Annotated in this window: 29 protein-coding genes; 12 read left to right on the top strand and 17 right to left on the bottom strand. The window is 63.2% G+C overall.

Annotated features, from left to right (window positions below; all coding sequences use genetic code 11):
- The first annotated feature begins 452 nt into the window (after positions 1-452).
- On the top strand, positions 453-926 hold the full coding sequence (locus tag F0311_RS01680; protein WP_150460228.1) for a hypothetical protein: 474 nt from the start codon (positions 453-455) through the stop codon (positions 924-926).
- A 28-nt stretch (positions 927-954) separates the two neighbouring features.
- On the opposite strand, the gene F0311_RS01675 is transcribed toward F0311_RS01680, so the two are convergent.
- Both F0311_RS01675 and F0311_RS01670 read right to left on the bottom strand, forming a co-directional pair.
- A complete protein-coding gene (locus F0311_RS01675) occupies positions 955-1,500 on the bottom strand; it encodes a P-loop NTPase family protein (RefSeq protein ID WP_150460227.1) in 546 nt (181 codons plus the stop codon).
- A gap of 34 nt (positions 1,501-1,534) precedes the next feature.
- Entirely contained in the window at positions 1,535-2,050 is a 516-nt protein-coding gene (locus F0311_RS01670; RefSeq protein WP_150460226.1) for an SRPBCC domain-containing protein, read from the bottom strand.
- 84 nt (positions 2,051-2,134) lie between these two features.
- On the opposite strand from F0311_RS01670, the gene F0311_RS01665 reads away from it, so the two are divergent.
- The 3 genes from F0311_RS01665 (at position 2,135) to F0311_RS01655 (ending at position 3,872) form a co-directional block, all read left to right on the top strand.
- Positions 2,135-2,482, top strand: a complete 348-nt coding sequence (locus tag F0311_RS01665; protein WP_150460225.1) for an ArsR/SmtB family transcription factor — start codon at positions 2,135-2,137, stop codon at positions 2,480-2,482.
- Positions 2,479-2,982, top strand: a complete 504-nt coding sequence (locus F0311_RS01660; protein ID WP_150460224.1) for an SRPBCC domain-containing protein — start codon at positions 2,479-2,481, stop codon at positions 2,980-2,982. The genes F0311_RS01665 and F0311_RS01660 overlap by 4 nt, the downstream gene beginning before the upstream one ends.
- 80 nt (positions 2,983-3,062) lie before the next feature.
- A complete protein-coding gene (locus F0311_RS01655; protein ID WP_150460223.1) occupies positions 3,063-3,872 on the top strand; it encodes a MerR family transcriptional regulator in 810 nt (269 codons plus the stop codon).
- Positions 3,873-3,930: 58 nt separating this feature from the next.
- Here F0311_RS01655 and F0311_RS01650 read toward each other — a convergent pair whose 3' ends face one another.
- Entirely contained in the window at positions 3,931-4,302 is a 372-nt protein-coding gene (locus tag F0311_RS01650) for a VOC family protein (protein WP_150460222.1), read from the bottom strand.
- Between the two features lie 451 nt (positions 4,303-4,753).
- Here F0311_RS01650 and F0311_RS01645 point away from each other — a divergent pair, with 451 nt between their 5' ends.
- A complete protein-coding gene (locus tag F0311_RS01645; RefSeq protein ID WP_150460221.1) occupies positions 4,754-4,951 on the top strand; it encodes a hypothetical protein in 198 nt (65 codons plus the stop codon).
- Between the two features lie 4 nt (positions 4,952-4,955).
- Here F0311_RS01645 and F0311_RS01640 read toward each other — a convergent pair whose 3' ends face one another.
- The 3 genes from F0311_RS01640 to F0311_RS01630 form a co-directional block, all read right to left on the bottom strand.
- Positions 4,956-6,203 (bottom strand): FAD-dependent oxidoreductase, encoded by a 1,248-nt coding sequence (locus F0311_RS01640; RefSeq protein ID WP_150460220.1) that lies wholly within the window; start codon positions 6,201-6,203, stop codon positions 4,956-4,958.
- 217 nt (positions 6,204-6,420) lie between these two features.
- Complete coding sequence (locus tag F0311_RS01635; protein ID WP_150460219.1) at positions 6,421-7,452, bottom strand: hypothetical protein; 1,032 nt, start codon at positions 7,450-7,452, stop codon at positions 6,421-6,423.
- Positions 7,449-7,796 (bottom strand): PadR family transcriptional regulator, encoded by a 348-nt coding sequence (locus F0311_RS01630; RefSeq protein WP_150460218.1) that lies wholly within the window; start codon positions 7,794-7,796, stop codon positions 7,449-7,451. Before F0311_RS01630 ends, F0311_RS01635 begins: the two co-directional genes overlap by 4 nt.
- Before the next feature lie 101 nt (positions 7,797-7,897).
- Between F0311_RS01630 and F0311_RS01625 the strand changes: the two genes are divergently transcribed.
- The gene (locus F0311_RS01625) at positions 7,898-8,380 is read left to right on the top strand and encodes a MerR family transcriptional regulator (RefSeq protein ID WP_150460217.1); all 483 of its coding nucleotides are present in this window, start codon (positions 7,898-7,900) and stop codon (positions 8,378-8,380) included.
- A complete protein-coding gene (locus tag F0311_RS01620; protein ID WP_150460216.1) occupies positions 8,377-9,405 on the top strand; it encodes an aldo/keto reductase in 1,029 nt (342 codons plus the stop codon). The genes F0311_RS01625 and F0311_RS01620 overlap by 4 nt, the downstream gene beginning before the upstream one ends.
- Positions 9,406-9,500: 95 nt before the next feature.
- On the opposite strand, the gene F0311_RS01615 is transcribed toward F0311_RS01620, so the two are convergent.
- Positions 9,501-10,247, bottom strand: coding sequence for a DUF3626 domain-containing protein (locus tag F0311_RS01615; RefSeq protein ID WP_150460215.1), 747 nt, complete (start codon positions 10,245-10,247; stop codon positions 9,501-9,503).
- Between the two features lie 222 nt (positions 10,248-10,469).
- On the opposite strand from F0311_RS01615, the gene F0311_RS01610 reads away from it, so the two are divergent.
- Positions 10,470-11,156, top strand: a complete 687-nt coding sequence (locus F0311_RS01610) for a YqeB family protein (RefSeq protein ID WP_150460214.1) — start codon at positions 10,470-10,472, stop codon at positions 11,154-11,156.
- 46 nt (positions 11,157-11,202) lie between these two features.
- Here the strand turns inward: F0311_RS01610 and F0311_RS01605 are convergent, their stop codons facing one another.
- Complete coding sequence (locus F0311_RS01605) at positions 11,203-12,375, bottom strand: RNA polymerase sigma factor (protein ID WP_396897406.1); 1,173 nt, start codon at positions 12,373-12,375, stop codon at positions 11,203-11,205.
- A gap of 4 nt (positions 12,376-12,379) precedes the next feature.
- Positions 12,380-12,787: a YciI family protein gene (locus tag F0311_RS01600; protein WP_150460213.1), complete on the bottom strand. Its 408-nt coding sequence runs from the start codon at positions 12,785-12,787 to the stop codon at positions 12,380-12,382.
- Positions 12,788-12,962: 175 nt separating this feature from the next.
- On the opposite strand from F0311_RS01600, the gene F0311_RS01595 reads away from it, so the two are divergent.
- Positions 12,963-13,337 (top strand): DUF4267 domain-containing protein, encoded by a 375-nt coding sequence (locus F0311_RS01595; RefSeq protein ID WP_150460212.1) that lies wholly within the window; start codon positions 12,963-12,965, stop codon positions 13,335-13,337.
- Positions 13,337-13,903: a TetR/AcrR family transcriptional regulator gene (locus F0311_RS01590; RefSeq protein WP_150460211.1), complete on the top strand. Its 567-nt coding sequence runs from the start codon at positions 13,337-13,339 to the stop codon at positions 13,901-13,903. The genes F0311_RS01595 and F0311_RS01590 overlap by 1 nt, the downstream gene beginning before the upstream one ends.
- Positions 13,904-14,017: 114 nt before the next feature.
- Here the strand turns inward: F0311_RS01590 and F0311_RS01585 are convergent, their stop codons facing one another.
- The 5 genes from F0311_RS01585 to F0311_RS18295 all read right to left on the bottom strand — a co-directional run bounded on the left by F0311_RS01585 (position 14,018) and on the right by F0311_RS18295 (position 17,710).
- Positions 14,018-14,476, bottom strand: coding sequence for an SRPBCC family protein (locus F0311_RS01585; RefSeq protein ID WP_150460210.1), 459 nt, complete (start codon positions 14,474-14,476; stop codon positions 14,018-14,020).
- A gap of 116 nt (positions 14,477-14,592) precedes the next feature.
- Complete coding sequence (locus tag F0311_RS01580; protein WP_150460209.1) at positions 14,593-15,291, bottom strand: DNA alkylation repair protein; 699 nt, start codon at positions 15,289-15,291, stop codon at positions 14,593-14,595.
- 8 nt (positions 15,292-15,299) lie between these two features.
- Entirely contained in the window at positions 15,300-16,274 is a 975-nt protein-coding gene (locus F0311_RS01575; protein WP_150460208.1) for an SRPBCC family protein, read from the bottom strand.
- Between the two features lie 232 nt (positions 16,275-16,506).
- Positions 16,507-16,896, bottom strand: coding sequence for a VOC family protein (locus F0311_RS01570; protein ID WP_150460207.1), 390 nt, complete (start codon positions 16,894-16,896; stop codon positions 16,507-16,509).
- Between the two features lie 4 nt (positions 16,897-16,900).
- Positions 16,901-17,710, bottom strand: coding sequence for an ArsR/SmtB family transcription factor (locus F0311_RS18295; protein WP_223881064.1), 810 nt, complete (start codon positions 17,708-17,710; stop codon positions 16,901-16,903).
- A gap of 98 nt (positions 17,711-17,808) precedes the next feature.
- On the opposite strand from F0311_RS18295, the gene F0311_RS01555 reads away from it, so the two are divergent.
- On the top strand, positions 17,809-18,546 hold the full coding sequence (locus F0311_RS01555) for a class I SAM-dependent methyltransferase (protein WP_150460206.1): 738 nt from the start codon (positions 17,809-17,811) through the stop codon (positions 18,544-18,546).
- Here F0311_RS01555 and F0311_RS01550 read toward each other — a convergent pair.
- The gene (locus F0311_RS01550; RefSeq protein ID WP_150460205.1) at positions 18,504-18,869 is read right to left on the bottom strand and encodes a dihydrofolate reductase family protein; all 366 of its coding nucleotides are present in this window, start codon (positions 18,867-18,869) and stop codon (positions 18,504-18,506) included. The two genes, F0311_RS01555 and F0311_RS01550, sit on opposite strands and share 43 nt — an antisense overlap.
- Before the next feature lie 5 nt (positions 18,870-18,874).
- Positions 18,875-19,195, bottom strand: a complete 321-nt coding sequence (locus F0311_RS01545; RefSeq protein WP_150460204.1) for a hypothetical protein — start codon at positions 19,193-19,195, stop codon at positions 18,875-18,877.
- Between the two features lie 111 nt (positions 19,196-19,306).
- Here F0311_RS01545 and F0311_RS01540 point away from each other — a divergent pair, with 111 nt between their 5' ends.
- On the top strand, positions 19,307-19,807 hold the full coding sequence (locus F0311_RS01540; RefSeq protein WP_223881063.1) for a winged helix-turn-helix transcriptional regulator: 501 nt from the start codon (positions 19,307-19,309) through the stop codon (positions 19,805-19,807).
- 76 nt (positions 19,808-19,883) lie between these two features.
- Here the strand turns inward: F0311_RS01540 and F0311_RS01535 are convergent, their stop codons facing one another.
- Positions 19,884-21,167 carry an MFS transporter gene (locus tag F0311_RS01535; RefSeq protein ID WP_150460202.1) on the bottom strand — a complete coding sequence of 428 codons (1,284 nt, stop codon included), beginning with the start codon at positions 21,165-21,167 and terminating at the stop codon, positions 19,884-19,886.
- Between the last annotated feature and the right edge of the window lie 257 nt (positions 21,168-21,424).

Below are 21,424 nucleotides of genomic sequence, written 5' to 3'. Positions count from 1 at the left end.
ACGGTGTGCCGTTGCTGTCTGTTCCTGATGCTGCGCAGGTTCGCGCGTCTAGTTCCTCCTCCGTGGGGAGCTCGAAGCCATACTCCCCGGTGGGTAAGCGGCTTGGAGAAGGGTATGCAGCTCAGTGGAGAAAGCGGTTCGGCTCACAGGTGGGGACTGCATTACGCAGTCTGCCGGTGCGGCGGTATGGCCTAGCCAGTCCTCCCGGCATACCCTCGGGTAGGGCATGGCAGGCCTATCGGAACCCCGATTCTGGCGTGAAAATCGTGCTGGTGCCTGTGCCTGGCGTGGTTGATACGGAGGGACGAGCGGTCCGGGTCCGCGTAGAGTCCCTACCCTTCGTTCTGATAGACACGGTTCCTCGTCTTGGGCCAGAAGGCGGTGTTGTAGCGCTGGATGCCGTCTTGGGAGAGAGGTGCGGTGACGGGACACGGATCGCTCCACAAGAGTTCATGGCAGTGGAGCGCTGGCTGTCCACGAAGAAGGCGGCAGCGACGTGGACCTGGGCGTACCAGTTTGCTGATGAGCGCAGCGAATCGCCCGGCGAATCCCGTTCGAGGGTGCTGATTGCCCAGCTGGGATTCGCGCCCCCAGAGCTTCAACGCAGGGAACGCCTGCCATCGGGGGAGTGGGTGCGCTTTGATTTTTCCTGGTCAGGCGGGCAGATCGTGGGTGAGTTTGATGGTCGGATCAAGTTCGACCAGGCCAAGCTGCTCGCTGGTGGCGATGATCGCAGCGTCTATTGGGCTCAAGTGCGTCGTGAGGAGGCTATTCGGGATGCCGGGCACCGAGTAGTGCGATGGGGATGGGAAGATCTTGCCGATCCCGAAGTGATCGAGCGCAAACTACTGCGGGAAGGGGTGCCGCGGCGTCGCTCGGTAGATTTACCCGATCGTTGTTTCAGCAAAGGGGTCGAATCGCGCTGAACGTGAAACAACGGCTGGGTAAGTAGGGTTATGCGTCTCCAGGATGTCCCTGGACAGGGCCGGCCAGCCATCTTCTGACCTCGCTGGGGGTCCGCAGCTCGATGAAGGTGATGTGGGGATAGCGCATTACCTGTGCCGGCATGGCCTTCCGGAAATTGCCGTGGGTCTTGATCTCCCAGCGGAAGATGTGGTTCTCGTCGGTGAACGCGGTCCAGGGTGCGCGCTCCCGGCAGCCTTGGTAGGCCTCTTCTCCGCTGAGCCAACGGGTGAAAGTCCGCCGGTACAACCGGGGCAGTGCGATGCGTCGTGGCAAATTGAGCCAGATCAGGGTGTCCGCGCGCTCGGCCAGCACCTGTCGGATGCCTTTGGACCCGTACTGCCATTCGGTGATCCACTGGCCTGATGCGGCCAGGGTGAGCGCTTCCTCTCTGAAGGTGGGGCGTTCGGTCCAACCGGGGCCCCAGTGCAGCTTGTCAAGATTGGTGTACGGGAGGTCCCAGAGTTCGCTGAGACGCTTGCCCAGAGTGGACTTGCCAACGCCGGTCACTCCAGCAATAAGGACACGCTGTGGCATATGGGGGAGGGGATCGGTGAAGCTGAGCACATATCTACCCTATGATCTTCTGCCAGATCTTATGGGCAGCCTCCTCATGGGACTGGATGTAGGGCGCATAGGTGGCGGTGCCGGTCAGCTCATCATCTAGTGCCAGTAGGATCTGCTCCCATCCGCCGCTGTAGCCGATCACATTGCGGGGTTCCACCTGAGCATGGGTGAGCCGCAGCAGAGTCTCCTGCCCGACGGGTTCAAGGTCAGCGCTCACCTGGCTGGGGGACTCATTCTGCCACTGCCAGCGATAGGCCAAGCGCTTGGGCTTATCGCACTCCAGCACCCTGCCTCGGCCAATATCATCTTCAGGCTCGCCGCCGAGGTCCACGGTGAAAGTGTCTCCCACAGCACTGGGGGCGGGGTCGGTGAAGGTGCCGAACCAGCCAGAGAGCCGCTCAGGGGAGGTGAGAGCATCCCACAGGTCGGCGGGCGCTGTTGCATAGCGGCGTTCGAAGATCAGGGTGGGCTCATTCTTGGTGCCTTCAAGCCGGCGGGTGAATTCCTCTACAGGATTCATCAGTGTGCACTCCGTTCCTGTTGCGCCATTCCATGTTCATTTATAACTATTGCATTATATAACTGATAGTGCAATAGTGGTGCTGTGCATGCATTGGATGTCTTAGGCGACCCCACCCGTCGGCGCATCGTCGAGGAGCTGGCCGAGGGTGCCCGCCCCGCAGGGGATCTGGCCGAGGTGCTTCATGTGGAGTTCGGCATCTCCCAACCGGCAGCCTCCCGGCACCTGCGCGTGCTCAAGCAGGCAGGTGTCGTCGAAAGCACGGTGGATGCCCAGCGCCGGCTCTACTCACTGAGACCGGAGGCGGTGGAGGACGTGGCTGCCTGGGCCCAGCGCATCTCCCGGTTCTGGAACCAGCGGTTGGATGCCCTGGAGACCGAAGTCGCCCGCGGAAAGGCTGCGCGGCGGAAAACAGAGAGGAACAGATCATGACAGTGGAAGCACTAGCAGGATTCGCCGATATGCGAGTCGACGGGGACCGGGGGAGTGTGCGGTTCGCGCGTCGGATCAGCACAAGCCTGGCCGATGCCTGGAATGTGGTGACCGAGCCGGAGCGGATCACCCGCTGGTTCGCCCCCGTCAGCGTCGAGGGCAAGCAATGGGTGACGTATTGGGACGGTGATGAGTGTGAATACGCCAAAGGTGAGATCCTGCGCTGCGAGCCGCAGCAGCTGATCGAGGTCAGCTGGCAAGCCAGCGACGACGCCGTGCCCCTTGTCGACACGGTGCTGCGAGTAACTCTGACTCCAGAGGACGACGCCGTGCTCTTAGTCCTGGAGCATGAGCAGCTGCTGGCTGCCGACCTCAGTCAGTACGGACCTGGTTGGCACACCTACCTCGACCGGCTCCCGGACGGCGACCCGAATCTCGACTGGTCAGCCCGTTACCGCGAGCTCAAGCCACAGTATGAGGAACTCATCAAGGCTTCCTGACCCTCAGGGCGCAACAGGGAAGTGTGGCCTCATCGTGGGATGCTTGACTCTGACACAGTGTCAGAGGGTGAGGTAGAAGCGTGCTATCCATTGGAGCCTTCGCGCAGATCGGTCAGGTCACCCATCGCATGCTTCGGCATTGGGACCAGACCGGCCTCCTGGTGCCGGCACACACCGACCCCTTCAACAGCTACCGGTCCTACGACCCCCAGCAGCTCGAACGGCTGCACCGGATCGTAGCCCTGCGGCAGCTGGGCTTCGGCATTGAGGACATCTCTTCACTGCTGGCCGACGGTATCGACGCTGAGCAGCTGATGGTGATGCTGCAGCGGCGTCGTGCCGAAGTTGAGGAGGAGCATAGGACGGCAGCCGCCAGGCTTGCTGATGTCGAGCGGAGGCTTCACCTCATCGAAAGGGAGAGACCCATGTCCAGTGTCGAAGTCATCAAGAAGCCGCTTTCAGCAGCCCAGCTGGCTGCCCGGACTGTGAAAGTGAATGAGCAGCCTGAACTGATCAACGTGGTCGGTCCCACCTTCGACGCCGTTGCTGAGATCATCGGTGGGACCTGCGGGGCCCTAGAGACTCCCATCGCGGTCTATTCCTCGGCAGAGGAGGGCATCGAGGCCACCATAGGCTATGTCTACAGTGGGCAGGCCCAGGAAGGTGTCGATCTGATCCCCCTGCCGGCCGAGAATGAGGCGTTCGTGACCGTGCATCTCGGCGAGATCCAGGGCATCGGCAGCAGCTGGCAGGCCCTGCACGAGGAGATCCTCGCCCGCGGCTATGAGCCCTCCGGGCCGTGCCGTGAGCTTTACCTGAGAGCGGACGAGGCCGGGCGAACCGACCAGTTCGTCGTCGAGCTGCAGCAGCCTGTCCGCTCGATCTCCTGAGTGCTCAGAGGATGGGATCCCCGGCCTGGCCTTAGGTGCTTTGCTGCAGTGCGAACGTTCAGCGTTTTCTGACCCAGCAGAGGCAGAAGGGGTGGCCCGCAGGATCCGCGTATACGCGGAAAGCGGCCTGTGGATCATCGTCGGTCTCCTCCTGAAGAACAGTTGCGCCCAGCTCCATGACACGCTGATGCGCCGGTGCGATCTCCTCCACCCACAGGTCCAGGTGAATCTGCTGCGGCTGGCCATCGGGCCACTGAGGCCGAACATGGTCGGGGGCTAGCTGAACACCGACTTTAGGGGCACCGTCGACCAGGACCATATGCCAATCGTCCTCGGCATCGACTGCGCCGCCGAGCACCCCGGCCCAGAACTGACTCTCTGCGTGCAGGTCTGCGGCGTCGAACACCACTACTTGGTGATTGATCTTCATGTGTCTGTCTCCTCTCAACGTGATCCGGACAATACTGCTCATCGGAGTCTTCTTTATCAATTGTCAATGACATCGGGGAACCTTGATGTGGATCACCACGGCTGAGGCTGCTGCAGTCGCTGGAGGATCGCGGCCTCGTGTTGGGCAGAGGCATACCGGCTGAGCTCCTCACTTCGTCTCCGGCGTGCGGTGGCGACAGCCCGGCGAACCCTCCTCAGTTCCGCCTGTTGCTCGGCCCACCTCACCAGAGCCCGGCCCAAGGACAGGACGAGCCGTTCAGGCTGCGAATATTGAGGAGCTGCTGACGCGGGTGCCTGGTTCGTCATGTCAGACACTCTTCCAGCAATACCGGACAGGAAATGTCCGTGACCGGTGAGAAGGCTAGGACGTGTCTTCAGGGACGCCACATTCCGGTTCCGCACTAGGGGAGCACCCTGATCCGGGGGAGTGTGTGCAGAGCTCGGTCACCGCCTCCCCCTATGAGCATCCGGTCCGAGTTGGTCTGCATGCGCCGGCAGAGGGGGTCCGCCGCAGAGCGCCCTTACAGGTGGCACGCATTGAGCTGGACGAGACAGAGATCCTCAAGCCTGCCGAGTGCTGTGACCTCGCGGCGAACCTGGCCGGCTGCCTGAGCGCCATGGCCAGCTGAGGAGTCATCCAGAAGCGGCCCGGCGGGCGAAGGCCGGAGTCGGTTCGGGTCGGATCCCATGCGAGACCAGCCGGGCGGGCAGGGCACTGAGCACTGGCACACCCCGCAGCACAGCAACCAGAGGCGCCGGGGCCCCGCTGCGCCTGCCCTCAAAGGTCGGTTGAAGCACCGCTCGGTTCACTGCGCGCTGGGCGGTCTGCACAACACGGGTGGGAAGCATACGGCGTTTTTGGACCTGGGCGAGGTCATCGGCGGCAACTGTGCCGCGCTGCAGGGCCGGCTCCAGGATTCGAGCAGCGGCCACGGCGTCCTGGACAGCCAGGTTGATGCCGACCCCGCCTACCGGGGTCATCGCGTGAGCGGCATCGCCGATGCACAGCGCTGCATCGGCGTACCAGCGCCGTAGCAGGTTCAGCCGCACATCGAGCATATGCACCTGGTCCATCGTGGTGATTGAGTCCACCCGATCGGCGAAAGCCGGGCAGAGCGCAGATATACGGCGGCGGAAGCTCTCCACGCCTTCGCCCCGCAGCCGCGCATCACTGCCTTTCGGCGCCAGATAGGCGAGCTGAAAATAGTCTTCTCGATGCAGTGTCAGCAGCACCTCGCTGCCCCGGATCAACGGGGCGATGCGGACCTCGTCCTGATCCTCGGGACACCGGGGCAGTCGGAACCACCAGGCGTCGAAAGGGACTCGGTACGCCACCTCAGGGAGATCCAGCTCCTGCCGCAGCCGGGAGCTGCGGCCCTCGCACACCACGGTGAGATCAGCGCGGACCTCGCGCTCAGTGCCGTCCCGGTTCGACCGATAACGTACACCGGCGACTCTGCCGCCTTCCTGCAGCAGACTCAGGCTCTCGGCCTCCATGCGCAGGGTGAACGAGGGTTCTTTCGCCGCCTCCTCGGCCAGGAGGTTGAGCAGATTCCACTGCGGGACCATGCCCACATAGTTGTACGGCTCAGGAAGCCGGTTGAAGTCAGCGATGGTGACCATGGAGCCGTCCCTATCCGGAAGCTCCAGGTTGCCCAGTCTGCCCTGCGGCAGTCTCCGGAACCGTTCGGCGAGCCCCAGATCATCAATGAGCCTCATCGTGGAGGCGTGGACCGTGTCACCGCGGAAGTCGCGGAGGAAGTCGGCATGCTTCTCCAACACGGTGACCGCGATCCCGGCGCGGCCCAGCAGCAGGCCGAGTACGATCCCGGCAGGCCCGCCACCAGAGATGAGGACTGTGGTGCGCTCAGTGCCGCTCATGAACTCAGCTTAGTGAGGGCTGGTGACCTCGCATAGGCTGAGGACTGTGAGCGCAGGAGTTCAGGTGCAGCCCTGGTGGGGCAGATTGCCGTGAGTCTGGGGAGCGCCTGTACCCGGGGCGCTCGAGGTTGCGGATGGTTGCCCGCCTAGGGTCCGGGTGGGCTGTAGGAGCCGTGGATGGTGGCTGTGTGGTACTGACGGGATTCTGAATGGCGGGTTATTCGTCTTGAGCCGGGAGTGTGCGGTCGGCTCGGTAGGCGCGGATGGTGCTGATCTGGTCCCAGAGGGTAATGGCCCAGATGCCTGCTAGGACAATCCAGACACCTGCCGGAAGATCGAGGTGAGCAGCCAGATCAGGGTGGAGCACCTGCTGGGTGAGGACCGCGGCGGTGAGATAGCTGGCCAGCAGCGCATCTGCTGCGATTCTCACGCCCGTCGAAGCCAGAGTCAGCGGACGTTTCCCGTTCAGTGTCCATACCTCGACGGCGGCCAGCACGGCAAGGAAAGACCAGTAGCCCAGCAGCCACGGCATGGGAAGGTCTGGGTTGATGAAAGTCTCGCCATTGTTGAGGTGCCCGATGTAGAAGAGCGTGGTGGGCAGTGCAGGAACCGATGCCAGCAGGGCGAGCAGCACCAGGCCGATGATGGACTCCACGCGCACTGGGGTTCGCTGGGCCGGTACGGGGTCCAGGTGCTCCACGGTCCAGGGTTCCTGGTCCTGCCCAGAGAGTTCTCGGAAGCCTCCGGCGGGCAGCAGCCGTTCGAAGACAGCTAGGCCGATGGTGATGGCAGCGAATGCGATCAGCAGCGCGAGCACGGTAGTGCCTGCTGCAGCCCCGAGGGATCTGCCGATGAGCGCGCCGATCTGAGGCTCAGGGTCGGTAACGCTGTAGACGATCCCGTTCACCAGCAGCGCCGCCAGCAGTGCGAGCACTCCGACTATAGGCAGAAGCCATTGCAGGCCCCTGATGTAGACGGGGTACAGCTCTGGGCCGATGAGGTGCCGGGGCCGTTGTGTGTATTGGTAGGAGAGCTGCCGCGGATCGCCGAGTTCTTCAAGCACAGAGCGTTCTGCTGCGGCCACATCTGCCGGGGCCGCGCTCTGAGTCCCTGGGCTCTGGGCATCGGCGAGCCGGGCGTCGATCATCTCTGCGATAGCGGCTGAGATCTCCTGGCCGATGTCCTCCCTGTTCGACTCAGGTACGTGCCGGAGGACTGCTTCTACGTAGCGTGAGGTCAAACTGTTCATTGCGGAGAGTCCTTCCAGAGTGCGGTGAGGCTGGTGGTAAGTTCGCGCCACTCGTTCCATAGCGACTGCGCTATCTCGGCGCCTGAATCAGTGAGCGTGTAGTACTTCCGGGGCCTGGGCTCGTCGGTGTTCCACTCCGCTTTCAGAAGTCCCTGCTTCTCCAGGCGGCGCAGCAGTGGGTAGAGGGTGTTTGCCTCGGCGCTGATGCCCGATTCGGACAGCGTAGTCAGCAGTGAGTAGCCGTACTGCGGGGTACGGCATGCGCTCAGGCATGCCATGACAACAGTGCCTCGCCGAAGTTCCTGCTGGTGGCCGGCCCAGACCTCGCACTGCTTATCTCTCATGAGTCACACAATACTGTGTTAAACACAATATTACAACAGAGAGGGTAGTGCGATGATTGAGGCTTGACCTGGAGTGCACTCCAGGTTGCATAGTTGCTGCTATGAGTTCACCAAGTATCGGTAAGAACTCGGACGGGCTGTCGATCGGGCAGGTCGCCCGCAGCACAGGTATCCCGATCGAGACACTGCGCTTCTACGACCGAAGCGGGCTGCTGGGCGATCTGCCACGCACAGCTGGTGGGCACCGGGTCTTCGACAGCGACGCGCTCGGGCTGCTTGACGTAGTGGTTCGACTGCGCCGGACGGGAATGGCCATTGAGGACCTCAAAGCCTTCGTCCATCTGGTGCGTGAGGACCGCGATGTCAGCGGCCGCATCAGCATTTTGCGCGACCATCACAAACAGGTCCGAGAGCAGATGGACCAACTCACCAGGGACCTCGGGGTGGTCGAGTGGAAGATCGCTGCCTACACCGCCATGGAGGCAGGAACTGAGCCCCCTTCTCCGCCGGAGAACTGGCCTGACCCTGTGGGCCTACTGCCCAACCCCGACAACTTCACCAACGGAGAGAAAGAACAACGATGAGCACAGACCAGCAAGTCACAAGCCCCCCGACGCGTCAACTGGGCGCCAACGGTCCCGAGGTCTCTGCACTCGGTGTGGGCACCTGGGCCCTCGGCGGACCGTTCACTGTTGATGGCAGGGACGCTGGATGGGGCGTGGTCGATGACCGGGCCAGCATCCGGGCGCTGCACACGGCCATCGACCACGGTGCCGCACTGATCGACACCGCAGCCGTCTACGGCACCGGGCACAGCGAGCGGATCATCGGACAGGCATTGGCGCAACTGCCTAGTCAGACCCGGGAGCAGATCGTAGTCGCTACCAAGTTCGGGCACCTCTTCGACGAGCAGTCACGTGCTGGTGCGGGCAGTGATATCTCCCCGCAAGCGATCCGCGCCGAATGCGAGGCGAGCCTGCGCCGTCTGGGAACAGAGACCATCGGGGTCTACCAGTTACACGGTGGGGCAGATGGTTCAGATGCTGCTGAGGGGGTCGTCTCCGTGTTGGAGGAGCTGGTCGATGAGGGAAAGATCCGCTGGTTCGGCACCAGTCAGGATGCTCCCGAGATCATCTCCGTCTTTGCGCTGTCCCGGCACGCGGTGGCGGTGCAGAGCCAAGTCAATGTTTTCGGCTGGTCGCAGAGTGTGCTCGAACTGGCCGGGAAGCATCGCCTCGCCGTGCTGGCCCGGTCCCCGCTGGCGATGGGCCTGCTCAGCGGCCGCTATAGCCTGGCCCGCCGGCCAGCTGCCGGCGATGTGCGCCTGGATACCCCGTGGTGGACCTACTTCGACGACGACGCGATGGTCGCCTGGCTGGCCCGCCTCGCCTCTGTCCGGGAACTGCTGACAACCGGCGGCCGCTCGCTGGTCCAGGGGGCGCTGGGCTACCTGTGGGCACTCGATGAGGCGATAATCCCACTGCCGGGAATCCGCACCCCGGCACAGGCTGAAGAGAATGTTGGCGCTCTGCGCCACGGACCCTTGCCTGCCGCCGTCGCCGCCGAGGTAACCGACCTGCTGGCCGACTCACCAGAACGGCGCCGGTGACCAGCCGAGCAGCACGTAGTGGCGGACACAATGAGCCGCGACCAGGGTGATGTAGGGATGAAAGCCGCACTGTTCTCCGGACCGGTGGCGGAAACTCAGCGTCGGCCGAAGCGGGCGAGGTGGTGCCAAACGTACTTCACCGTCTGGGGATCGTGCTCACCGCTCCGGGCAGCGGCTGCGACATCGCGGGGCGTGAGGACTTTCCCCAGCGAGCGGGCCAGGGCCGTTGCGGCCTCACCGCGGAAACCGGGGTCGAGGTCGGCGGTGCGGATAGAGAAGCCCGGGTGATACCCAACGCGGCAGCCCAGCCGTGCAGCTGCCTCGGCCACTTCGCTATCGGCGTGGCAGGGATCGAGGATCACGGCCTCGACGTCCTTGGCGAAGCTCAGCCCCTGGTGGACGTGAGCCTCCACGTAGTCGTCGAGGTAGTCATGTTCGGCGGCATCGGCCAGCGCCTCCAGGGTGGTCAGCCGACCGACGTCGCCGACCTCCGAGGGGAAGAAGACGCTGTCGGGAAAGCAGAAAGTCGCCCGCTCGAGGGTCTGTGGCTGCAGTCTCAGATGTGCTGAGCCGAAGCGCGGAGAGCCGCCGTAAGGGTCCGCGCGCCGGTTCCACGCACCGTAGACTGGCCGGCTCGCCGGATCGGTGTGGTCGTAGCGGGCCTCGAAGAGCCGGGACTCCCAGTGCCAGCGGTCCCCGCCGGGATGCGCGGTAAGGCCGCCGTTGGAGATGCCAGTCTCGAACTGGGAGCGGTAGCGGCCATCGCGCGCCATCGACTCGATGACCAGTCCGCCGCCGAAAGGCCAGTCCGGGTGGAACTGGACAGTGAGGCTGGCTGTCATGCGTTTCAGTATGCCAGAGCTCGTTCTCCCCGATCCTGGGCTTGGCTCGTTAGAGTCAGTCAGCTGAGCGGAGGAGAGTGCGGACAGTCCTGAGCAGGTGGGATTGATGATCGGCATGTCATCCCCGTCTTCTGGTGCACTCATTAGTAGAGTGACTGCTCGATTTTAGGTACTATAACTTCTGCCGCCCTCGTGTTGTTGTTTATCCCAGGAGTCCCAGCCATGTCCGAGCAGAGCATCACGGTCACCCTCGACTCGAAGCTCATGCCTGCATTTGCAGTCGCCGGCGCTGTGCTCGGCGCGGCGACGGCGTTTCTGGTCGGCCCGGTGGTGTCCTGGCTTCTGGACCGTGTGGACTCGGCCCCGGGGCCGCTGCGGCTGATTGACCAGTTGCCGTTGGTCTGGTCGGTTCCACTGCTGACGGTGTTTGGTGCTGTGGGCGGATGGATAGTCTTCAGTCTCTGGAATGATGAGGTGGGCCGCGTCGTCGTCGATGAGGAGAAAGTCCGCATCGATACCAAGACGGGCTCCGCTGAGTTCACCCGGGATGAGGTCTCACAGGTCTTCCTGGACAAGGACGAGATGGTGCTGACCGATGCGGTATCCCGGGAGCTCTCACGCACCGGCTCGGACAGTGGGCTGGCAGGCAGGCTGGCTGAGGCTTTCACGGCTTTCGGCTATCCCTGGCAGGGTGCGAAGGATCCCCGGGATTCCGCGTTCGTGGAGTGGGTGGACCGCAGCGGGGCTCTGGATGAGTCGGTCCATACCCTGCTGAGGGCACGTCGCCGCGCTTTTGCGGATGGCAGGGCCGGCGAGGCGGAGTCCCTGCGTGAACAGCTGGCTGCCCAGGGCGTCGTGGTCCGCGACCGAGGGGACAAGCAGCAGTACCGCCGCATCCCTGCTGCCTAGCGTCCTGAGAAAGAGTGATGGGGTATGTCTGAAGTGCGGCCAGTACTCATTCTCCCGATCCCGGCCATGGCCCGTTAGCGTCAGTGCCGCTGAGGCGGGCGGCCTGGCGGATCAGATGGTGACGCTCGGGCAGATTGCTCGCCTTCTGCGCAGCCAGTGAGTAGAGCCGGGAGGCGGTGGCGAAATCGCCGTTGAGCTCATGCAGATAGGCAGAGGCAGCCGTGTGCCGGGGCAGTGAGGCATCGAGCTGCGCGAGCGCGGCCAGCCCCGAGGCAGGATCGTGGGCATGGCCCAGGGCAACGGCACGGTTGAGCTTGGCAATGGGGCTCTCGGTCTGACTCACCAGTTCGTCGTACCACTGAAGTATCTGTTCCCAGTCCGTCTCCTCCGGAGCCTGGGCGTCAGCGTGCAGGGCAGCGATGGCCGCCTGCGCCTGAAACTCTCCGAGGCTGTCCTGTGCCAGTGCTCGCTGCAGAATGTTCACTCCCTCGGCGATCCGTGTGGTGCTCCAGAGGCTGCGGTCCTGCTCGGCCAAGGAGATCAGCCTGCCGTCCTCGGCGGTGCGTGCCGGTCTGCGGGCCTCAGTGAGCAGCATCAGGGCCAGTAAGCCGTGGACCTCCGGGTGATCGCTGAGCTTGGTCAGCTCACGGGCGAGGCGGATAGCCTCGGCAACCAGGTCCACCTCACCGGAGTAGCCCTCATTGAAGATCAGATAGAGCACGCGCAGCACTGTGCTCAGGTCCCCCGGTTCGGTGAAGTGAGCCTCGGCCAGCTTACGTTTGGCCCGACTGATGCGCTGAGCCATCGTGGACTCCGGCACCATATACGCCTCGGCAATCTGAGCTGTGGTCAGGCCGCCCACCGCCCGCAGTGTCAGTGCCACCGCTGAGGACTGCGTCAAGACCGGATGTGCGCAGAGCAGGTAGAGCTGAAGGCTGTCGTCCTTCCCACTGGCAGGTCCCGGGGGCGGCTCTGCCAGAACCAGCTCCTCGCGACGCCGTCGTGCCTGCTCTGAGCGGGCGGCATCCAGGAATCGGTGCCAAGCTGTGCTGATGAGCCACCCTTTGGCGTCCCGCGGGGGATCTTTCGGCCAGCGGTGCAAAGCCAGCAGCAGCGCTTCCTGAACAGCGTCCTCCGCCGAGGCGAAGTCTGCACCGCGACGGATGAGGATGCGCAAGGTATCCGGGATGAGGCTGCGCAGCAGGCGTTCATCCATCATCGACCTATTCAGCGGTCTCCGGCGCCTGGCTCAAGAAAGGGCGCAGCTCCAGCCATTCATGGATCGGTCTGCCTCCGGCACCTGGGGCTGCTGAGAGCTCCCCAGCCAGCTCCACGGCGCGTTGACGGTTCTCCACATCGATCACCATCCATCCGGCGATGAGGTCCTTGGTCTCCGGAAACGGGCCGTCGGTCACCGGCGGGCTGCCTGGACCGTCGTAGCGGACCCACTCGCCCTCAGGAGCAAGCGCCTGACCGTCGACGAACTCCCCGGTCTCCTTCAGCCGGTCGGCGAACTCGTTCATGTACTGGATATGAGTGGTGACCTCATCCGGGGTCCACTGGTCCATGGGGGTGCTGTTCACCGGATCCGGGGCGCCTCGGTAATGCTTCAGCAGCAGGTACTTGGCCATGATGATCTCTCCTTTGCTTCAGCGCAGCCACCGTGGCTGCGTCTACTCCGGGGACGGAGCCGCCGGCGGGATTTCGACACCTGTCTTCGAATGTAATGCTCGCAGGATTCCTGCGGAAGTGTTCCCATGAAAGAATCTATCAGTGATAGATTATCTATCGTCGATAGGAGAACATATGACAACAGTCGGATTGATCATTGCGGCTGCGGCAGGAGCAGCCATCTTTGGTGTAGGACTCTGCTACCTGATCATCCCCCGGGGGATGGCGGATAGTTTCGGGCTGACTCATCTGCCGCAGGCCTCAGCAACATCGTGGCTGCGGGTCAAGGGTGTACGCGATGCGGTGGCCGGAGTGGTCGCTGCGGTGCTCTTGGTGGCAGCTGAACCCATCGTTGTTGCCTGGTGCGTTCTGGCGTTCACCCTCATCCCGATCGGCGATGCAGCGCTCGTGCTCGGCAGTAGGGGGAAGAAGACTGCAGCCTGGGGGATCCATGGGAGCACCGCGGCTCTCATGCTGCTCAGCGTCGGGCTCATCCTGGGAGGGGCGTGATGGCATCACCGCGCGAGCGGAGGTACCGCATCCGGCAGGAGCGGATTATCGAACACGCCCGTGGGATCGCTGAGAGCGAGGGATGGGCAGCCGTGAGCACCCGCCGACTGGCTCAGCAGATCGATCACAGCCAGCCGGTGATCTACCAGCATTTCCGCAGTCGCGAACACCTCGTCGCTGCGGTGGTCACCCAGGGGTTTGTGGAGCTGACCTCGCTGATCCGTGAGGCTTCCGCTGCGGCAGGCGGTGGATTGGAGCAGCTGTGCTGGTCCTACCTGGACTTCGGCAGGCAGAACCCAGCTCTGTACGAGGCGATGTTCACCAGGCCCACCCATCTTAGGTTCGCGCAGGAAGATACTCCCGCAGAGCTGCGCGAATCTTTCGAAGCCCTGGCCGAAGTCATCGTCAGGGCGGCCGGTGACAGGGCCGATGAGGACGTCGCAGCGTTGACAGAGCTGTTCTGGGCCACCTGTCATGGGCTCACCAGCCTGCACCTGGCCGGCCGGATTCCAGGCGATCATCTCAAGGGTCAGGTGGAGCGGATCTGCACGATGATTCGCGGCTGAGCTCCTAGCGGTGCTGCCCAGTCTGTTTCGGGAACCCCTATTCGCTCACCCTGATGCTGCGAATCTGCGGAGCTGTTGACGCCAGCTTCTCATCGTAGGGGTCAGCGGTGCGTCTCACCATCTTGTGCAGTGTTCTGCACGTGCTTTAAGCCGTGATATCGAGGCGGTGAGCGTTTCTTCGGTTGTGGACCGTGCTCTGGAGATTCGGGCGGAATCAGTCAGCTGTGACCAGTCGTAGGTATGAGTAACCTCGGTGCCGCCAGCGTCGAGATACTCCAATTCCCATCGCCAGAGATGCCCAGCCGGGGCCTGGCCTACGTCGGAGGGCTTCCATGCGATGAGCGTGCCTTCGGCGAACTCGACAACGTGGTTCTCACGTAGGCTGCCGCTGGTCAGGCGCATGGTGAAGACTTGACCCACGGCGGTGATCCGCTGACCTTCTGCGGCTTCAGCCAGATTGTCATTGCCGTCCCATGCCGGCTGTTTTGCGGGATCTGCGATGAGCTCGAAGATGACGGCGGCGGCCGCGTCGATCGTGTCACTTGCGGCGACAACTTTGGTCTCCTCGCTCACGTGCTCAGCTTCTCACAAAGGCTTGTTTGATGCCATGTTGCGGGAAGATATGGTCCTTGCCGTCAGGAGGAGGTGACAGGCCCTCGCCGCGCCGCGAGGGAAATGGCACTGTCTGCTCACTGGGCGATGAGGGCTGCGCGCAGCTCGTCCGGGAGGCCATTGGTGGCCAGGCGCAGGGTGGCGCGAGGGATCCGCTCACGGTGCCGGCGCAGGAACTCCAGCATTCGGTCCTGGTCTATCTTGCCCACTTCCCGCAGTGCGGTGCCGACCGGCTTGGTGACCAGCTCGGAGTCGTCGTCGAGCAGCATCTCCGCCAGCGCCAGCGGGTCGTCGAGGTCACCGGCCCGGATGATCCAAAAGGCGGCGGTGATCGCCGTCCGGCGTTCGAGGGTGACATCGGAGCCTGCGAGTTCGAAGATCGGCTCGCGCGACTTGTCGAGCAGATACCAGCCCACCACGCGGGGTGCGGCCCGGTCCACCAGGTCCCAGGCAGTGATCCGGTGATGGTTGTCCATATAGGTGTCATAGAGGTCCCCACGGCCTGCGTCGGTCAGGCGTCGTCGTGCCTTGAAGTCCAGGATGGCGACGGCGACCATGCGGACCTCGTACCACCGGCTCGCCAGCAGGTCCGGGACCTCTGCCACGGGCAGCTCCGTCCAGGCCTTGGCGGTGTCGAAGACGTCTTTCATCCGCACCCCGACGGCCTCCATGCCGCTTTCGGCAGGCAGCCGCCGGGTGATCTTCTCGTGCTCGGTCTCGCTGCGCAGCTCGTTGAGCCTCGCGTAGATCTCTTCGGTGCCCGATGTGGCACTCATCGGAGTGTTCATACGCTCATCAGCACCTCTTCCAGGCGGGCGTAGCTGGTCTCCATGCCATCGGTCATTCCGGTGGCGAGGATCGCATCGCGCTGTTCCTTGGAGTCATAGGTGATGACCAGGGAGAGCAGAGTCCCACCTTCCACCGGAGTGAGAGTCTGTTCGTTCAGAGCTGGCGGACCTTCGAAGCCCTCCATGGATTCAGTGGTCACCTCGCGGTAGGGCGGCTGGGACTCCTTCACCTCGCCGGCGAGGGCGAATCCGTTTTCGCCGTTGGCATCCGCCCATGCGTAGCGGTAGCTCTGACCAGCAGCGGTGGCCACCTGGCAGTCGGTGAACTGCCAGCCATCCGGACCCAGCAGCCAGCGCTTCAGCAGCTCGGGAACGTGGTGGGCATCCCAGACCTGCTGGACGCTGCCACGGATCACACGGCTGATCCGGATCTGGGTGTCGCTGAGCAGCTGCGCCTCGACAGGCAGGCTGGCAGCAAAGGAGCTCAGATCGGCGAGGACATCGTCGATCTGTCCCATGGCAGCCTTGGTGCCTTCCTCCATGCCCATGCTGATGAGCTGTTCCATCTCTTCAGTGGAGTTGAAGGCGGTGTATCCGGTGAGGCGGGATCCCTGTTCGGTCGCTTCAAAGGCGAAATGCATCCGTATCGATGGCATCTGCTCATTGGGCTGACCGTCCTCGTCGGCGAACCCGCTGACCATCTCGAAGGACTGCCCCTCGGCCACCGAGAGGAACTCCCAGTAGTTGTATGAACGGTTTCCTGCTGGCCCGGTCATGTAGTACTCGCTGCGTCCGCCCGGGTAGAGATCATGCCGGGTGAATGTCGCCGGGTACTCCGGCGGGCCCCAGAATTTCTCGAGCTGGCGGGGATCGGCATAGGCGTCCCAGAGTCGGCGGACGGGGACCGGGAAGTCGGCGATGATGGTCATCGTCAGGTTCTCTGGGTCTTTGTCGACTGTGGTGATGGGCATGGCCGAGCCTTTCATGCGGTGGTGTGGGTCAGTTTTGGGTAAGCAGAGCATCGAGCCGGTCGATGCGGCCCTGCCAGAGTGGTGCATAGGCGTTCAGAATATACAACCATTTGGTTTCACATTAGAGTATGACGACGCCGCGGTCAATACTTGGGTGCCAGTGGCTCTCAATAACCTGCCACGAGAAGGGTAGGAGCCTGCTGAACGGGGAGTGGTGACTCTGCCGCAGGGATTACTGGGTGGGGGCGATGATCTGGATGAGGTTTCCGCAGGTGTCGTCGAACACCGCTGTCATCACAGCACCCATGTCAGTCGGCCTCTGGGTGAACTTCACGCCAAGGGCGCCCAGGCGGTGGTACTCGGCCTGGACGTTGTCCACCGAGAACTGGGCCACCGGTATCCCATCGGCCGCCAGCGCCTCCCGGAAGGGCGGCGCCGCCGGATGGGCTGCGGGTTCAAGCAGCAGCTGTACGCCGTCTGGATCCTCGGGTGAGACGACGGTGATCCATCGGTGCTCGCCGACTGGCTCGTCGACCTTGGTCACGAACCCGAGTGTTTCGGTATAGAACGTCAGTGCGGCTTCCTGGTTGTCAACGAAAACACTGGTGAGGGAGACTCGCATGACCTCAGACCGCCTGGTCGGGAAGATGCTTGGCCGCCCACAAGCGTCCCGGCTCCGGGTCTACGCCGAAGCGCTCGGCGTAGAGTTCGTGAATCTCTGCCCACGGCCGGTGTGCTCGCTCTTCAGAGAGTGGCCTGCCGGCGAGGTGAGGTTCAAGTCGGGACAGGTAGGTCTCCCAGCCGGTCGCGGTCTGCGCGGCAGGAAGATCGTCGATGATATGGGTGAAGACCAGCTGGCACCCGTCACCTTCCTCAGTCAGTTCAAAGCTCTGCGGCTGGCCGGCGAAGACCCAGGTCAGCCGATGCGGTGCATCAACCTGCGTCACCTCCACGGACATACCGCCGGCGTCGATGGTTTCGCCAGCGGCGGGTGTCCAGTCTGCGGCACCGGGAAAGAACTGCTCCAACTCAGCGGGCACGCTGACTGCCTGCCATACTTGCTCGATGGGATAGTCGAGCCCCAGCTCGAAACGCAGTGCCGGCCGGCCGTCGATGGTCTGCAAAGTTCCATAGGCCCTTGGATCGGACATGGGGGTTCCTGCTTTCTCTCGATATGGCCAACGGTCGGTGATCTCGCGCAACGGGGCGGTGCTGATGGAGTGAAACTTGTACCGCCCCTCCTTCGCTGCGATCACCAGTCCGGCCGCCTCCAGCACCTCCAAGTGCTGGGAGACGGCCTGACGGGAGGAGGTGAGGCCGTGCCTCGACGCCAGGCGGCCGCACAGTTCGAACAAGGTCTGCCGATCCCGCTCAAGGAGTTCGTCGAGGATGATTCGCCGAGTCGCATCGGCTAGCGCCTTATACACATCACCCACAACTCGACAATAGGCAAGTGAATACTTGCATGTCAAGTGGAAGGGAGATGCGCAGTTGGGAGGACACGCACCCGCCCACCGGGCGATAGGGTCGATATATGCCTGATATGCATTACACCCACCTGCGGCTCGCCCGTGTTTACGACCCTTTGGACCCGGACCGTAGTGACCTCGATACCTACATAGAGCTGATCGAGGACATGGGAGCCGCTGCTGTTCTCGACGTGGGGTGCGGAACTGGGAGCTTAGCCTGCCTGCTGGCGGAGCGAGGCGTCAGAGTCCTCGGCGTTGACCCAGCCGCTGCCTCTGTTGAGGTGGCCCGTTCCAAGACGAGATCCGATCTGGTCGAATGGGTGGTCGCAACGGTGCCTGAGGTGGTGACTGACCCCGCCCAGCAGGGTCGGTACGACGTTGCCACAATGACCGCCAATGTGGCCCAGGTCTTCCTGGAGGATGATCAGTGGCTGGCCACCTTGAAGGCTATTCGGCGCTGCCTGAAGCCCGGCGGGGTTCTGGCCTTCGAGACCAGGAAGCCGGAGGTCCGTGCCTGGGAGGGTTGGACCAAAGAGCTGACTCGGCAAGTGGTGGACATCGAGGGTGAAGGGTCTGTGGAGGAGTGGAAGCAGCTGACTGGAGTCGACGGCGAGTTCGTCAGCTTCGAATCTCCCACCATCTTTCACACCGATGGCGAGCGCATCGTTTCTCTCTCCACGCTGCGATTCAGACCCGAACAGGTCCTGCGGCGAAACCTGGCAGAGGCCGGTTTTGCTCAGGTGGAGGTTCTCGACCTGCCCTATGCGCCAGACCGCAGCTGGTTGTTCATCGCCCATGCCTGAGCCTGCTCACCGCACGCCGGGTCGCAGGACGCGGTAGTGGCGGGTGTGGGCACCTCATGCATGAAGGCCGCGATCTCCGGATAGTGCTGGTGAGCCTCGGGAGAGAGCCAGAACTCCGCGAAATGATCGTAGGTACGCCGCCCCAGCAGAAGGGTGCCGACGTGTGGAGACTGCCGGGCCTGGCGGGTCTTCCAGACGAAGAGCTCGGGATCGTCAGTGTTCCAGTCCAGGCGCTGCTCGGTGTCCTCCACAAAGCCGTCCAGGGAGCAGAAGATGAAGGCGAAGACCTGCGGCGATCGTGTGGTGCTGGTAGTGGTGATCATCTCATTCAGTCCATCAGCGGGTGGATGGTGGTGGAGCCGTAGCTGAGGTGGGGCATATCGGCTGCGACCTGCTCGGCGGCGTCGTCGGAATCCACCACGATGGCATGTACCGCGAAGGTCACTTGCGTGCCGGAATTCGACTCGACGGCCCCCAGAGTGGCGGTTGCGGTGTTCAGTGCCCATCCTTCGACCAGCTGTCCAGCCTTACGCAGATCGGCATCAATCCGGGCCCAGACCTTCATCTCAGCGTCCAGCTCTGGTGTGCCTTCCTGCGGCCCGGTGCCGGGAGTGTAGCGGTGGACGAGAAGGTGGGTGGGGGTTGTCATGAAGTTCCTCCTATCAGTTATCCGATTGCACTCTGCAACTGGTAGAACCATCGCACCACAACTGGATGTAGAATGCAAGCAGTTAATGTCGGAGTTCTCGAAAGGAGCCCAGTGACTGAGCCGAATCAGCACCGCTCAGGCTGTCCCATCAACCTCTCCCTGGAGGTCCTGGGGGACAGCTGGTCGCTGATCATCATCCGCGACATTATGTTCGGCAACCGTCGCCACTACCGCCAGCTGCTGAATGAGTCGGAGGAGGGCATCGCCTCGAACATCCTGGGTGATCGGCTCAAGCGACTCACGGCCCACGGCCTGGTCACCAAGGCACCTGATCCCGCACATAAGCAGCGCCAGCTCTACAGCCTCACCGAGCAGGCCATCCAGCTGGTGCCTGTGCTGGTCCAGCTGGGCACCTGGGGACGGAAGTTTCTGCCGGTCAGCCGGGAGCTGAGCATTCGGGCCAAGATCCTGGAGGAAGGCGGGCCGCAGCTGTGGGCAGACTTCATGGACGAGCTGCGCGTGATGCACCTCGGGGCACCGCCTCAGGGCGCAGGGTCAGTGTTTGACAGGCTGGAGCAGGCCTATCAGGATGCGGCGGCTGCCCAGGTGTGAGACTCGGCGGTCAGCACGATCAGCGCAGACTCGGCGCTGCCGCCCACCAGGAATCCCCAGAAGATCGCAAATGGAGTCAATCTTGCGGGTCTTCTGTATCGGAGGTGCGAGCGCCTCTCATCGGAGAGAGTCCGATGACCAGTGCTGCTGCGGTGAATACGCCCACGATCGTCCACAGCGTCCAGTGATACCCGATCACTCCGGCCAATAGGCCGCCGAGCAGCGCGCCGATCACGGCGCAGGTGCGGTTGGCCGAACGCATGGTGGCATGCATCCGGCCCAGCAGATGCCGGGGAGTGACGGATTGGCAGTAGCCCATCTCATTGGGATCCTCAAACCCCATACAGAACCCGTAGAGCGACTGCGCCAGCCCCAGCATCACCAAGCCCCAGACCGGATCCTGCGGAGCCAGGGCCACCAGCGCCCAGGAGATCGGATAGAGCAGTCTGGCCAGAATGACAGCATTGCCCTCACCCAGGCGTCGGCCGATCTGCGGGGCAATCAGCGCGCCGAGCAGTCCCGAGATCCCAGCCAGTGCCAGCGTGACTCCATAAAGAAACGGGCTGAGACCCAGATGCCGCAGTGCGAACAGCGCGAAGACGGTCACCGCCGCACTATTGGCCACGAACCAGATATGTGTGGAAACAGCCAGTGGCGTGAGTGTGCGATGCCGGTAGAGGAAGCCCATTCCCGCGCGGATTTCCCGCCAGATGCTCGGTCGACCCGCATCTGATGGTGCAGCCTCTGAGGATGCCGTTTCGGAGATTCTTCTTCGAGCGTAGAGCAATGCAGACAGCAGATATCCCAGGGCGCTGGCCCCCAGGCTCAGCGCAGCACCCAGCAGACTGACCAGTGCACCACCAAGCGGCGGGCCCGAGGTCTGAGCCACCGTCATCGACTGACCCAGCCGCGCATTCGCTGGGACCAGCTCGTCGCGTTCCACCAAGGAGGGAAGGATGGACTGCTGGGCCGCAGCAGTGAAGACGCCGAAGACGCCGGCCAGAAACAGCACCACGGCCACCGCCGCCAAGGATAAGCTTCCGGTCCACCACAGCGCAGGAATCACCGCCAGTGCGACGCCGCTGCCCAGAGCGCTCAGGACCAGCACCGGCTTCTTCCGCCACCGGTCGATCAGGGCACCAGCGATCAGACCCACCAGAAGATATGGCAGGAACTGCACCGCGCGGATGAGCCCGACCTCCGCCTCCGAGGCACCGAGTTCATTGATCACCAGGGCATCCACCGCCACGGTGGCCATTGATGCGGCAAAGAAGGTCAGCGTACTGCCCGCCCAGAACTGTGCGAAGCCAGGACGGTGCAGCGGCTCCCGAGGAGGCGGTGAGTCGCTTTCCTGCCGCATTGTTGGGATTAGCCCTCTTTTCCGCCCTGTGCCGCTGGCCTCCATGAACTGCCTAAAGAGTACATCCACGCAGTGTCTGTTTTCCCGAGGCCCTTCGGGGCGTCTATCGTTACAGCGGACTCGTAGCTCATTAGCTCATCCAGCTGAGAATCGATGGTTCGAGGCAGATAGCTCATAGATCTGCGCTACAAATAGCAGCGTGTGGCTCCAGGCTCTAATCTCTACGACGAGCTCGAACTGTCGCTATGAAGCGTCCC

The organism is Nesterenkonia ebinurensis (genome assembly GCF_008711175.1).
Taxonomy (GTDB): Bacteria; Actinomycetota; Actinomycetes; order Actinomycetales; family Micrococcaceae; genus Nesterenkonia; species Nesterenkonia ebinurensis.
The sequence above is the reverse complement of the archived record's forward strand: the minus strand, read 5'-3'. Positions and strand labels throughout refer to the sequence as shown.